The sequence below is a fragment of the Microvirga sp. HBU67558 genome (genome assembly GCF_018069605.1).
Classification (GTDB): domain Bacteria; phylum Pseudomonadota; class Alphaproteobacteria; order Rhizobiales; family Beijerinckiaceae; genus Microvirga; species Microvirga terrae.
Genome location: NZ_JAGPUP010000435.1, coordinates 1 through 12,502 on the forward strand (window position 1 = coordinate 1; position 12,502 = coordinate 12,502).

Annotated in this window: 10 protein-coding genes and 2 pseudogenes; 10 read left to right on the forward strand and 2 right to left on the reverse strand. The window is 57.9% G+C overall.

Annotated elements, in window-relative coordinates; genetic code table 11:
• A partial coding sequence (locus KBI52_RS04680; protein WP_210805703.1) for a LysR substrate-binding domain-containing protein occupies positions 1-645 on the forward strand: 645 nt, incomplete at its 5' end.
• A gap of 528 nt (positions 646-1,173) precedes the next feature.
• Positions 1,174-2,541 carry an MFS transporter gene (locus KBI52_RS04685; RefSeq protein WP_210805706.1) on the forward strand — a complete coding sequence of 456 codons (1,368 nt, stop codon included), beginning with the start codon at positions 1,174-1,176 and terminating at the stop codon, positions 2,539-2,541.
• Between the two features lie 223 nt (positions 2,542-2,764).
• On the opposite strand, the gene KBI52_RS04690 is transcribed toward KBI52_RS04685, so the two are convergent.
• Positions 2,765-4,090, reverse strand: a complete 1,326-nt coding sequence (locus KBI52_RS04690) for a PLP-dependent aminotransferase family protein (RefSeq protein WP_210805708.1) — start codon at positions 4,088-4,090, stop codon at positions 2,765-2,767.
• A gap of 100 nt (positions 4,091-4,190) precedes the next feature.
• On the opposite strand from KBI52_RS04690, the gene KBI52_RS04695 reads away from it, so the two are divergent.
• The 8 genes and pseudogenes from KBI52_RS04695 (at position 4,191) to KBI52_RS04725 (ending at position 10,539) form a co-directional block, all read left to right on the forward strand.
• Complete coding sequence (locus KBI52_RS04695) at positions 4,191-5,141, forward strand: ABC transporter substrate-binding protein (RefSeq protein WP_210805710.1); 951 nt, start codon at positions 4,191-4,193, stop codon at positions 5,139-5,141.
• Between the two features lie 70 nt (positions 5,142-5,211).
• Positions 5,212-6,102, forward strand: a complete 891-nt coding sequence (locus tag KBI52_RS04700; RefSeq protein ID WP_210805712.1) for an ABC transporter substrate-binding protein — start codon at positions 5,212-5,214, stop codon at positions 6,100-6,102.
• Positions 6,099-7,031 (forward strand): amino acid ABC transporter permease, encoded by a 933-nt coding sequence (locus KBI52_RS04705; protein WP_210805714.1) that lies wholly within the window; start codon positions 6,099-6,101, stop codon positions 7,029-7,031. Before KBI52_RS04700 ends, KBI52_RS04705 begins: the two co-directional genes overlap by 4 nt.
• 14 nt (positions 7,032-7,045) lie before the next feature.
• Positions 7,046-7,807: an amino acid ABC transporter ATP-binding protein gene (locus KBI52_RS04710; protein ID WP_210805724.1), complete on the forward strand. Its 762-nt coding sequence runs from the start codon at positions 7,046-7,048 to the stop codon at positions 7,805-7,807.
• Positions 7,808-7,869: 62 nt separating this feature from the next.
• Complete coding sequence (locus KBI52_RS04715; protein WP_210805716.1) at positions 7,870-9,051, forward strand: M20 aminoacylase family protein; 1,182 nt, start codon at positions 7,870-7,872, stop codon at positions 9,049-9,051.
• Positions 9,052-9,286: 235 nt separating this feature from the next.
• Positions 9,287-9,412 (forward strand): annotated as a pseudogene (locus tag KBI52_RS32690) (IS6 family transposase); the annotation flags it as partial.
• Positions 9,413-9,842: 430 nt separating this feature from the next.
• Positions 9,843-9,932: pseudogene (locus tag KBI52_RS04720) on the forward strand (SHOCT domain-containing protein); the annotation flags it as partial.
• A gap of 403 nt (positions 9,933-10,335) precedes the next feature.
• The gene (locus tag KBI52_RS04725; protein ID WP_210805720.1) at positions 10,336-10,539 is read left to right on the forward strand and encodes a hypothetical protein; all 204 of its coding nucleotides are present in this window, start codon (positions 10,336-10,338) and stop codon (positions 10,537-10,539) included.
• A gap of 189 nt (positions 10,540-10,728) precedes the next feature.
• Here KBI52_RS04725 and KBI52_RS04730 read toward each other — a convergent pair whose 3' ends face one another.
• The gene (locus KBI52_RS04730) at positions 10,729-11,937 is read right to left on the reverse strand and encodes a hypothetical protein (RefSeq protein ID WP_210805722.1); all 1,209 of its coding nucleotides are present in this window, start codon (positions 11,935-11,937) and stop codon (positions 10,729-10,731) included.
• Between the last annotated feature and the right edge of the window lie 565 nt (positions 11,938-12,502).

Below are 12,502 nucleotides of genomic sequence, written 5' to 3' on the forward strand. Positions count from 1 at the left end.
TTCGCGCAGGCACTCCGGGAGCAAACAGCCGGTTCGCTGCGGATTGCTGCGATGCCAGCACTTGCTGGAAGTATCCTGACCCGGTTCGCCGCCCAGTTTTCCACTCGTAGGCCGGGCGTCCATATCTCAATCAGCGGGGTGCCGTCTCATCTCGTGATCGACGCGGTTGCAAGTGGTCAGGCTGATTTCGGATATGCGGATGGCCCGCTTGACCGGATTGGAATGGAGGCCGAGGCTATCCCAGTGGCTGCGGTCGTGATCATGCCAAAAGATCACCGTCTGGCGCGGCGTGACTGCATCACGCCGGCTGATCTTGAGGGTGAGCGTTTCGTAGGGATCGGTCGGGGCACCCTCTTCCGATCCAGGATCGACACGGCTCTTGCAGGAATCCCACGAACGGTCTCGCTCGAAACGCCTCTATCCCACATTGCCTGTCTTCTTGTGGCCGAGGGGGGCGGCATCAGCCTCGTGGATCCCTATTCAGCAGCGGAGTTTTTCGACAAGGGCATCGTTGCAAAACCATTCACCCCCTTCATCGACGCTGGGTTCGTTGCCCTGCGCTCGCCCCAGCACCCAGCTTCGGCATTGGCGACAACGTTTATGCGGGGATTTCGAAAGCATGTTGGCAGTTGGACGACGTCATGATGCTGCTACGCAGCATACTTAAGTCCCAAGCTTGAAGGGTCCGACGTCGCATGATCAAAAGGTCGAAGCGCAGATCGAGCTCGGTTCAGATTGCGCTGCAGGGCAGTGTCAGTAAAAATCTTCTCAAGCAACATTTATGTAATGAGTGAGCCAAATGCCAGGGCTGCAGAGCGGAGCGATCAAATATTATCGTAGCATCAAGAATCCAGGGATGAACACATTTGGACATTGCTCAGTGTTGCCAATTTAAGTTTGCGCCTACAGACAAACCACGCTGAACAAAAACTATGGAACCTAAAATGCTGGATTTTTTGTATAGCAATCTGCCTTGGCGCCTCCAGGGTACAAGCATAATAAAGCCTACATCTGCCGCCGACCTCATTTCAAGCTTGCGACCATGCCAGGGGCGGCGCCTCCGCCGATTTTGTCAGCTGGTGTGGACTTGCGATATCCAAATCAGGTAACGGTGCCGGTCATACACCGCTGAGGGATAAGCCCGGGGGGACTATTGAACTAGAGGGGCTTGTCATGAACTTAGAGAATGGCCTGCCAGAACCCCAACGGCTCTTTGCCTTTCTGGCAGTTGCCACCGCCCTCACGATGGCAGTACTTGACACCTCGCTCGTGAACGTTGCCTTACCGATCGTCGCACAGGATCTCGCTGTCGATCCAGCAACTGCCATTTGGGCGGTGAACGCGTACCAGATTGCCGTAACGATTTCGTTGCTGCCGCTAGCAGCTTTGGGAGATAGCCTCGGTTACAAGCGGGTCTATTGTGCCGGACTCGCAGTCTTCGTTGCTGCCTCACTGGGATGCGCTGTCTCTACGTCCTTTCCTATGATGATCGCGAGCCGAGTTCTGCAGGGGCTCGGAGCGGCCGGCATCATGAGTGTCAATCCTGCGCTGGTCCGCTTCATTTATCCCCACAATCTTCTCGGACGAGGACTTGGCAGAAATGCGCTAGTCGTAGGGGTCTCCTCCGCGGCGGGCCCAACAGTGGCTGCGGCGGTCCTGTCCCTTGCCTCCTGGCCATGGCTTTTTCTTATCAATGTGCCGCTCGGGGTTCTTGCTCTTATCATCTCCACGCGCACTTTGCCGGTGACACCACGCACATCCAGACGCTTCGATTGGATTGGTGCTGCACTCAACGCCCTTACACTCAGCCTCCTCATCATAGGCATTAACAGCCTGAAAGATGGTCCGTCCCCGACATATTCGGCTCTTTTATTGGGAGCGGCCGTTGGTGTCGGATACGTGTTCGTCCGATACCAGATCGCACATCCGGCGCCTCTTCTGCCCTTGGACTTGCTCCGGGTGCCGGTGTTTGCCCTGTCTATGATGACGTCGATTTGTTCCTTTGGGGCTCAGACGCTCGCCTATGTGTCGCTTCCATTCTACTTTCATGATGTCCTCGGTCGAACCGTGACGGAGACGGGTCTCTTGATGACCCCCTTTCCGTTAGCTGTCGCTGTGGCCGCTCCCATCTCTGGTCGGTTGGCCGACTGCTACTCACCGGGAATGCTTGGCGGTCTCGGGCTTGCCATTCTCGCTACCGGACTTGCTTCGCTGGCGGTGCTCTCACCACTAGCATCGACAGGTGATCTCGTGTGGCGTCTGTCCCTGTGTGGCTTGGGATTCGGCTTGTTCCAGTCACCTAACAACAAGATAATTCTTTCAACTGCGCCACGAGAACGGAGTGGTGGAGCCGGTGGCATGCTATCGACTGCGCGGCTCTTGGGTCAGTCTGTGGGCGCGGCGTTGGTGGCGGTTCTGTTTGGGCTCATGCCACACAACCCAACGTCTGCCGCATTGTGGCTCGCAACTCTGCTATCGGCTATGGGCTGTGTTGCGAGCACCTTACGGACCTTTGGCAGCCGCAGGACAACTAATGATTGAACATTGACTTAACTCAAGACGAGTTACGTGGATCGCTCTGCTATCCTGGCCCATGTCCTGAAGAGGCTCGCGGTCGAACCCACTACTGTTACTCAGCCTGTTGCAGTTGCATCGCTGCATAATGCGCAAATCATGTATGGTCGAGACAATACGCTCAGACTAGAACGCTCCAGTTGGCCATGCGACCGTAGAAACTCCAGAGCAGATACCTTGTCCCATTCGCTCACGTGCCAGCGGCCAACGCAATTGAATCTGCAACCTTCTCATAGCGGTCAGATAGAGTGGCGGTGGCAACGCGCAAATGGTATGTTGGTAGCATGGAGAACTTGGCGCCAGGGTGGACTGCAATACCGTGGGCGGCAAGCGTCACCATCGCGAAGGGCTCTGATGATACGGGAACCCATGCGCACAGACCCGTACCATGCATGGCCTCTACCCCTCTTTGCTGTAAAGCGGTGACCAGATTAGTGCGCCGTTCTTGGTAGACCATTCGGGCATGGTCAACCAAGTCTTGTGTCGCCGGATCGCGCAGCAGCCAAGCCGTGGCAGCCTGCAGAATACGGCTCGTCCAGCCTGCACTAAAGCTGCGATAGGATTGAATTTGATCGACGATTGCCCGAGAGCTGGAGAGAACAGCAAGTCGCAGGTCAGGTCCATGGGTCTTCGAAAAGGAGAGAATGTGGATCACCCGGTCCGGAAAGTGGCCGCCCATGGAATGTCGTGGCGCGGCGGAGATGTCTCCGATTCCATCATCCTCGACGATAAGCGTATCAGTGCCCTGCAGAACCCGCGCGAGACCTTCCAAGCGCCCTCGGCTGACGCTCTGACCAGTAACCGAATGCAACCGTGGCTGGAAGATAAAGGCGACGGGCCTGAGTTTCATGGCTGACTCAAGGGATGACGGCAAAGGTCCTTCGCTGTCGCACTCAACTGGCAGGATACGAACGCCGCGATCCTCCAGAATGTCGAGGAGGCGCATGCCAGTTGGGTTTTCGAGCGCGACCGTTGCACCTGGCGGCACGAGAGCATGGACCAGCGTATAAACCGCATTGTACCCTCCATTTGTGGCCAAGAACGCTTCCGGCTCATAAGGCCAGATGTTCCTGACCGCCTCCTCCAGTTCCGGTAAGATGCGGCTGCGCTCATAGCTGTTGAGGTTTTCTGCTGAGGCACCATAGGCCATCGCGTTCGCAAGCGGCGGCAACAGGCGAACATCCGGGACAGCTGCGGTCAAGTTTAGGATGCCTTCGCCGTAATTGCCGGAGCTTGCCAAGCGTTGCGGCTGGGCGACGAAGCGATCACCGCTGACCCACGTACCATTTCGTCCTCGCCCGCTGATGATCTTCTGGCGCCGCAGTTCGCTCCAAGCTTCCGAAATGGTCGCAGGGCTGATCCCGAGCGCGAAAGCGAGATCACGTATCGGCGGTAACTTAGTACCGACCGGCAATGCACCAGCGCGGATCAATGCTCTTGTTTCGATGGCAATCCCACGAATTGTCCGGTTCGTCAGCTGCTCGGCAAACCAAGCTGCGTCTCTGCTTTCGTCCATACGGCACCAAATTTAATGTTCAGTAACGTAAAAGGGTTTGATCAATTCGATATGAACATTTTAACTGCAAGGAACACAAGTTTGTTGCGAGTGATTGCTGATGCCGCTAACCCTCCGACTTGCCCTTCGTGACTGGGATTACATGACGCCCCTGGTTCTGGGCGACGTTCAGTCCCCTCGCCTCGATATCAAAGTCGATCGTGTTGGCACTCTCATTTCCAACGTTGGGCATGATCCGGCGTATGATGCAGCAGAGATGTCCTTCAGCCGCTACGCGCAATTGCGACACGACGGCGATGACAGCGTAGTCGGCATACCGAACTTCATCATGCGTGGCTTTCGTCACCGCTGTATCATTACACTGAAGGAGAGCTCAATCCGTCAGTTGTCGGACCTCGCCGGCAAGAAGATCGGCGTGACCGGCTGGAGAGATTCCGGCAATACCTGGACCCGCGCTGCTATCCGCCGCGAAGGCGTCGAAGTCGACGATGCTATGTGGTACGCAGGTCGGCTGACAGAGGCTCACCCGATCACGGATCGGCTCGACGGCTTTGGTCGGCCAGGCCGTATCGAAGCTGCACCCGGCGAACAGCCCATGGTCGATCTTCTAAAGAATGGTGGTCTGAACGCAATCTTCACTCCGTTCATGCCGCCAGGGTTCTTCGATCAGGCCTCCCCGTTCCGTCAGGTCCTTGACGACTTCAGGGCCGCCGAGGTCGCTTACTTCCACGAGGTCGGCTATGTGCCGGGCATGCACCTGATCGGCTTCAAGGCCCAGATTGTGCAGGAGCATCCGTGGGTCGTGGACGAACTCAGCGAACTGATTGATGCATCTCAGCGCATGTGGCTGCAGAAGCGGGAGAAGTATGCCGACACGACGCCCTGGATGATCGACGAGCTACGCCGTTGCGCCGCCGATTTGCCGCCATCCTGGAATATCAGCGGGCTTGAGGCGAACGAGACTATGATCTCAGACTTCGCCAACGAACTTTATGCGCAGAAAATCCTGCCTCGCCGGCTTACGCCCGCTGAACTCTTCCCTAGCAAGTAAAGAGTAGCCTTTAGTAAGTCTTGCCCAAGATTATAAGCGCTTTCGTAGAACTTAAATTAGGGAACACGACATGTATCTGAAACTCATTGCTTCCGCTGCCTTCGCCAGCCTTGTTCTGGCAAGCCCTCTCCGCGCGCAGGATGCAACAATCCCGAAACAGACTGTGAATGAGCAACTGCGGGCGCGCCTGCCTGAGAACATCCGCGCCGAAGGCAAGATGATCTCAGTCAACAATGGCTCATTCCCTCCGTATGAAATCGTCACCGGAACGGAGATGACCGGTGCAAGCGACGATCTGACGGAAGCAATAGGTCAGCTCCTCGGCGTCAAGATTGAACATGCCACAGTCGGCGGTCTTCCGGCATTGCTCACTGGTGTGAACTCTGGACGTTACCAATTTGCCTTCGGCCCGGTCGGCGATTTCAAGAGCCGCGAGGAAGCCAACGATTTCGTTGATTGGGTTCAAGAGTTCGTTGTCTTTGCGGTCCAAAAGGGTAATCCCAAGGGTATCACCTCGCTTGATACTGCGTGCGGCAATCGCATCGCTGTCATGGCCGGCGGCTCGGCCGAGCGAGTAATTCAAGTCCAAGCAGAAAAGTGCAAGACCGAGGGCAAGGAACCCATCGTGGTTCAGTCTTACACGGATCAGCCGAGCTCGATCCTTGCCGTGCGCTCGAAGCGCGCAGAAGCCTTCTTTTCCTCCCAGGCGCCGCTCACTTATTTTGTGTCTCAGGCGAATGGTCAGCTCGAATTGACAGGTGTCGGCCAGAAGAATGGGTTTGAGAACCTTTATCAGGGCGCAGTCGTGCCGAAGGGTTCGCCGCTCGGGCCGCTGCTCCTCGACGCCATCAAAGTGCTGATGGAGAATGGCACCTATGCCGCGATTATGAAGAAGTGGGGCCTTGAGAACAACATGATCAAGGAGCCAGGCATCAATCTTGGTGGAACTCTCCCGCAATGAGCCAACTTCATCTGACCAGCGCATCGCCTTCCAGCGATGCGAACATCCGGGACGTGGCGACCGCCCACGTTCCCTTCCGTACAGGCCGGTTGATTCTCTGGGCGGTCATCCTCCTCGTTGCGTTGAACTTTGCTTGGATTGTCGCCAATAACGAGAACTTCGGCTGGCCAGTCGTCGCAGCCTATCTCTTCGATCCGACGGTCATTAGCGGTCTCTACGTCAGCCTCTGGCTTACTGTTATCGCCATGGTGCTTGGAACGATCCTTGGCTTGGTGCTGGCCATCGCCCGCATGTCAAAGGACAGGCTTGCTAGTTCGTCCGCGGGGCTTTTCATCTGGTTCTTCCGCGGTACGCCGCTGCTCGTGCAGCTGATCTTCTGGTACAATCTCTCGACGCTGTTCCCGCAGCTTTCGATCACGATCCCCTTCGGCCCGACGCTGGCAAGCTGGGATACGAATTCAGTGATCACACCAATAACGGCTGCGATCGTCGGACTTGCGCTTAACGAAGCAGCCTATATGGCGGAAATCATCCGCGGTGGCCTTCTTTCCGTAGACCGGGGCCAAGCCGAAACGGCGGAAGCCTTCGGCATGACGAGGGGCAGGGCTTTGTGGCGTATCATCATTCCGCAGGCCATGCGGTCTATCGTTCCGCCGACCGGCAACCAGCTGATCAGCATGATCAAGGCGACCTCGCTCGTCAGCGTAATCGCCATGGCTGATCTGCTCTACTCCGTGCAGTCGATCTACAATCGTACCTTCGAGATCATCCCGATGCTGCTCGTTGCAGTCATCTGGTATCTGTTCATCACCTCAATCCTCAACGTCGGGCAGAGCTATATTGAGGCATATTACGGCCGCGGCGAACGCCAGAACGGAGCTGATGCAAAGCCAGTAGATGCCGGAGCAGCTGTGGAGGCAAACCATTGAACGCTGTTCAAACCATGAAGCCCCTCGTTCGGGCACGCAACGTCCATAAATCCTTCGATCATCTCGAGGTTCTCAAAGGCATAGACCTTGACATTATGCCGGGAGAGGTCGTGGTGATCCTTGGGCCCTCCGGTTCGGGGAAATCAACCTTCCTGCGATGCATCAACCACCTGGAAGCCATTCACAAAGGCCTGATCGAAGTCGACGGCGAGCAAATCGGTTATCGCGTTCGCAACAATCGCTTGGAAAAGCTGTCTGCGAATGCCATTGCCCGTCAGCGCCGGAAAATCGGCATGGTGTTCCAGCAGTTCAACCTCTACCCGCACATGACGGTGCTGCAGAACATCATTGAGGCACCTGTGGGAGTTCACGGTGAAAGCCGCAAGGAAGCATCCCAGAATGCCATGAAGCTTCTCGAGCGCGTCGGCTTGCTGGAAAAAGCGAACAACTATCCTCGTCAGCTTTCTGGTGGCCAGCAGCAGCGGGTTGCGATTGCTCGCGCTCTGGCCATCAAGCCGAAACTGATGTTGTTTGATGAGCCGACATCAGCGCTGGATCCCGAGTTGGTTGGTGAGGTTCTGGCAACGATGCGTGACCTTGCCAAGCAGGGTTTGACCATGATCGTCGTCACCCACGAGATCAGCTTTGCCCGTGAGGCCGCGGACCGGGTGGTGTTCATGGATGGTGGGAAGATTGTCGAGATGGGCGATCCGGAGGATGTGATCGGCAATCCGCAGCACCCGCGCACACAGGCTTTCCTATCGCGCTTCCTCTGAAAATTAGTAACCAGCCTCCCGGCCTTGAAGCCAATCCTTCGGCCGCCATTCGGATGAATCTCATGCTCAACGACAACATTTTTGCCCGCGTGTCGGATTTCGATGCGATGGAAGCAGAACTGGCGGGCATCCGCCAGCATCTTCACGCCAATCCGGAGCTCTCCTTCGAGGAGGCTGAAACGGCACGCTTTGTTGCCGAGAAGCTTGAGAGCTGGGGCTATGAGGTGACCCGCAACGTCGGCGGCCACGGCGTCGTTGCGCGCCTGAGCGCGGGAAATGGAAAGAAGGGTATTGCCATTCGCGCCGACATGGATGCTCTTCCAATTTCCGAAGAGACGGGCCTTGCCTATGCGAGCAAGAGCCTTGGTAGGATGCATGCCTGCGGCCATGATGGGCATACGACTGTGCTTCTGGGTGCGGCTGAGTATCTTGCTCGCACCCGTCGTTTCAGCGGCACTGTAACGCTGATTTTCCAGCCTGCCGAAGAGGCCGGCAAGATCAGCGGCGCTCAAGCGATGATCGCTGATGGCCTGTTCGAGCGCTTTCCCTTCGATGCGATCTTCGGTCTGCATAACCATCCCGGTGCACCAGAGGGCAATATCCTTCTGCGCTCCGGTCCGATGATGGCCTCGTCCGATACCGTTAACATCACCATCAGGGGTATTGGCGGTCACGCCTCGCGCCCTCATCTTACCGTCGATCCTGTGGTGATTGCGTGTAATCTTGTTGTCTCGCTGCAGACTATCGTGTCCCGGAATGTTGACCCGACCCAAACTGCGGTCGTCACCGTCGGGACGATCCATGCGGGCAATGCCGTCAACGTCATTCCGGAATATGCAAAGCTCGCCCTCAGCGTCCGCTCGTTCGAACCGAAGATCCGTGACCTTCTCCAGGAACGCATCATCAAATTGACTCAGTCTGTCGTCGATGGTTATGGCGCCACCGTTGAGATCGACTACGAGCGTGGTTACCCGGTTGTCGTCAACTCTGAGGCCGAGACGACGTTCGCCCGTGTCGTGGCAGAGGAACTCATCGGGATGGAAAGAGTCTCGACCTGCCACCTTATCCCGGGAAGTGAGGATTTCGCTTACTTCCTTGAACATAAGCCAGGAAGTTTCCTGCGCCTCGGCAACGGCATGAATTCCGCTATTCTTCATAGCTCAAAATACGATTTTGCCGACGGAAGTCTGACTACAGGATCTGCACTTTGGGCTCGCTTGGTGGAGCGTTACCTCGATCAGTAATCTGTTCGGCGGTTTCCCGCTCACGGCTAGAGCCTTTTCCGGCTATTTTGACTCAGAGGGATTCCGCTCCGAAGTCTGATGCGTCGGTGACCAGCCGACTGTCGCACACAATTACGCCTAGGAGGGCACCGCTGCATTAACCTTGACGGGATAACGAGGGGTGGTTCGTCAAGGAGCCGCCCTGTTGTCTCTGTTGAAGCGCTGCCGCTTTCCGGTCGCGACCATCCTGCTGTGCATGCGGTGGTACTGCAAGTATAGGATCGGCTACCGCGATCTGGCTGAAATGATGTCAGAGCGTGGCGTCGCCGTTGACCCCTCCACGATCTTTCGCTGGGTTCAGCGCTATGCCCCAGAGATCGAGCTGGCCTGCTGCCACAAACGGGCCTTCATCAGTAATGGCCTGACGGATGCGTGCCGCGCATCGCAAGTGCCAAGGTCGCCTCTTTTGTGGCAACGCGCTGTCGCGCGGGTCATCAGATCCCACACCTAAAGTCGAAAAGCTTTTCGACCAGCCTTTTGTTAAGACGCATCAACGGCTGGTTTGGACCAGACAAGAAAAAGCCGGGCGCGAAGCCCGGCAAAGCTAAGGTCCGACAAATCAGTCAAAACCTTCCAGAGGGAACGGCCGATGCGACAGCGCCGGGAGGGAGAAAGCGCTGCCGCGTTGAAATCAGCCACCGCTCATATCGGCGGCATCGCGCCGCTTTGCAATGCAACATGCCTCATGAAGGGGCTGCGCTGAGAACATGGCTTGGCTATCGGTCTTGGATGGCATTCCTCCCATCAGGGACATCGCGCGCCTTGCTGAGTTACACAAGAACAGTGTGCTGACGGATGAGGAGTTTGCCGCCAAGAAAGCAGAGTTGCTGGCCCGCATCTAAGGACGAGGGTCAGCTCACCGTTACGTTCAGCCGCAGATCCGCTATACCTCAATTAGGGACGACCAGGGAATCTGGTCCTGTCGCGATTTCCGGGCCACAGACACAGAGAAGGTGCCAGAGCGAACGGTAGGCTATCATGCAGCGAGCCGCGCGAATTGCTTCGGAAGGTTTCCTGCGGATCAAGTATTTGACGCCGCCGCACCGGCACATAGAAATCTGCGATGGCGATCGTCTCCCTCTTCATCATCGCGGCGGCTCCGGTCTCCCGTCATGATGATCAAAGCTTATGCGCCGCAGATCGGCTTGCCCAGGAACATGCGGTCGCACACTGCGTTGCCCGAGAAGGCCAGCTTGGCAGGAACGTGGCGTAGCTGTGCTGGGCCTCCTCACACGGAGACGTCTCATGAGCAAACTCACAGCAGTGATGGGCTTTCTCTTCCTGGCTGTTCCCTCGGCCTGGGCGCAGACCCCTGCCCCCTCCCCGGCGCCCGGCGCTCCTCCCGCGGCAACAGGTGGAGGGATCGCAGACTACTGGTGGATCATTCTGCTGGTGATCATTGTCGCGGCCGCGATCTGGTACTTCTCCCGCAGCCGCAGGGGCGTGTAACCGAGCATCCGGCAGGAACGGGCCCATGGCATCAGGCGTTAATCTGCAGCCCTTTTGATGCTCCTGACGGTCCTATCGACACGAACCCGGCTCCGCGCCGGGTTCTTTTTGACCTGGGCTGACATCAGCGAGCACCTCACCCGTTTTCTGACGTGCCCGGACGCATGAGGAGCAGGGCCCACGTGCTGATCATTGGGGCGTTTCAGGCGACATAGGAGCCGTATCGGTTGGAGTCCCTGCTCCAGAGGACTCCTGGGCACCCTGTGGCGTGCCAAGCTGCTGCCTTACCCCAGCCAGCTGGCTCTGAGCATCAGCAAGGTCCTGACGAGTGGCCTGAAGCCGCCCTTCCAGTTCTGCAACCTCTCGGTTGCGGGCGGCCAAGTCATCCGTTGCCCTCGCCAATTGGGCCTGAAGATCAGCCCGTTGCTGAGTTGCCTGGTTCTGGAGTTCAGCCTGCTCCCTTGTCAGACGCTCTCGCTCCGAGCGGAGGGTGGTCAGCTCTGCCTGAGTGGACGCTTGTGCCTCGCGCGCCTGCTGGAGGCGTTGCTCGACCTCCGTGAGCTCTGATCTCCTTGACGCCACATCCTGGGTGGCTTGGGATACCATCTCACGAGCTGCTGCTTCTTCCCGTTGGGCCTCCTCCAACCGGCGGCTCACATCGGTCATTTCCTGCCTGCGTGTCGCGAGCGTCTGCTCACCTGTGGCAATCTCCTCTTTCACAGAAGCCAGCCGTTGCTCTGCCTGCTGGAGCTGGTTCTGGATCTCCGGCAGGCGCTGCGACAGTGCCGACACATTGCGGTTCAGCTCGGCTGCATTTTGCTCGTTGGCTTGCAGCGCTTTCTGAGCAGTGGCGGTCTGGGTCTGAACCTCTGTTCGGGCCTGGGTGAGCTGCGTCAGTTGCTGTTGTTGCGTCTGCAGGTCCTGCAGAGTGCCGGTGAGCTGCGCTTGGGCCTGCTCGCGCGCCTGCGTGACTTGGGCCAGCTGTTGCTGGGTTGTCTGGAGCGACTGCTGCAGGGTCCCGAGCTGAGCCTGAAGCTGATCACGGGATTGGGCGGTCTGCGCGAGTTGCTGCTGCGACGTCTGTGCCGTTTGCTGCAGGGTTGCAACTTGCGCCTGGGCCTGCTCTCGAACTTGCGCGACTTGGGCCAGCTGCTGCTCCGCACCGGCGACCCTGGCCTGCAAGTCTGCCAGAGTTCCTCCGGTGCGCTGCTGCTCATCGAGCTGCCGTCGCAGGGTGCCTTCAGTCTGCTGAAGGCGGATCAGTTCCGTTTGGGCTTTCTGCCGCTGGTCGGAGGAAGAGAGCCCAACGCCAAGGGCTAGAAGCCAGCCCAGAATGGCAGCCCCAGCCAATGCCAAAGTTACGGGCCGCTTTAGCTCGGAACGGTAATCGATGGGCATTATGATCCTCCTGCACGCGGGCTGCTCGTTCTAACGCAGGACTGTTGCAAGCGTTGCCGGCGTCCGCAGGTCGTTTGCCTGAGCCTATGCGACCTGGCCATGGCCGCTCCTTAGACAAAGCGCTGCACGGAACGCCCGCATGCCCCAATCGCCGCAGGATATCCGCGCAGCCTTGCCCGATGCCTTCGACCTGCAGCGGCAGGTGGATGCCGTAGGTTGCCTCATGCCGCCGCATCTCGCACTGGGGCACCCGCCTGATGACTTGATCAAGACACTGACGCACGCGCTGCACCCGCGAGGACGCGGGATTCCATGCCTGCCAGATGCTCGAGGCCGCGGTACGCCAGTTCGGGGTACAGGCCGGTACTCGCCAGGGCGGGCATGTCCTGATCGGGGTTAGCCGCTACCTGGCGGCTCATTCACCGACCGAGCGGGATTCTTTTAAAACCGCTGACATTGCCCGCCTGCTCCCGGCGACGGGGCACAGCTTTATGTTGCGTTGACCCCGTTGAGCGGCATAGCCCGCCTGGTGAGATAGCCTACGAGCTCATGACGCCCCAGGCAA

Coding starts and splice junctions, on each gene's coding strand:
- KBI52_RS04685 (WP_210805706.1), top strand. CDS start 1,174: ATGAACTTAGAGAATGGCCTGCCAGAACCCCAACGGCTCTTTGCCTTT.
- KBI52_RS04690 (WP_210805708.1), bottom strand. CDS start 4,090: ATGGACGAAAGCAGAGACGCAGCTTGGTTTGCCGAGCAGCTGACGAAC.
- KBI52_RS04695 (WP_210805710.1), top strand. CDS start 4,191: ATGCCGCTAACCCTCCGACTTGCCCTTCGTGACTGGGATTACATGACG.
- KBI52_RS04700 (WP_210805712.1), top strand. CDS start 5,212: ATGTATCTGAAACTCATTGCTTCCGCTGCCTTCGCCAGCCTTGTTCTG.
- KBI52_RS04705 (WP_210805714.1), top strand. CDS start 6,099: ATGAGCCAACTTCATCTGACCAGCGCATCGCCTTCCAGCGATGCGAAC.
- KBI52_RS04710 (WP_210805724.1), top strand. CDS start 7,046: ATGAAGCCCCTCGTTCGGGCACGCAACGTCCATAAATCCTTCGATCAT.
- KBI52_RS04715 (WP_210805716.1), top strand. CDS start 7,870: ATGCTCAACGACAACATTTTTGCCCGCGTGTCGGATTTCGATGCGATG.
- KBI52_RS04725 (WP_210805720.1), top strand. CDS start 10,336: ATGAGCAAACTCACAGCAGTGATGGGCTTTCTCTTCCTGGCTGTTCCC.
- KBI52_RS04730 (WP_210805722.1), bottom strand. CDS start 11,937: ATGCCCATCGATTACCGTTCCGAGCTAAAGCGGCCCGTAACTTTGGCA.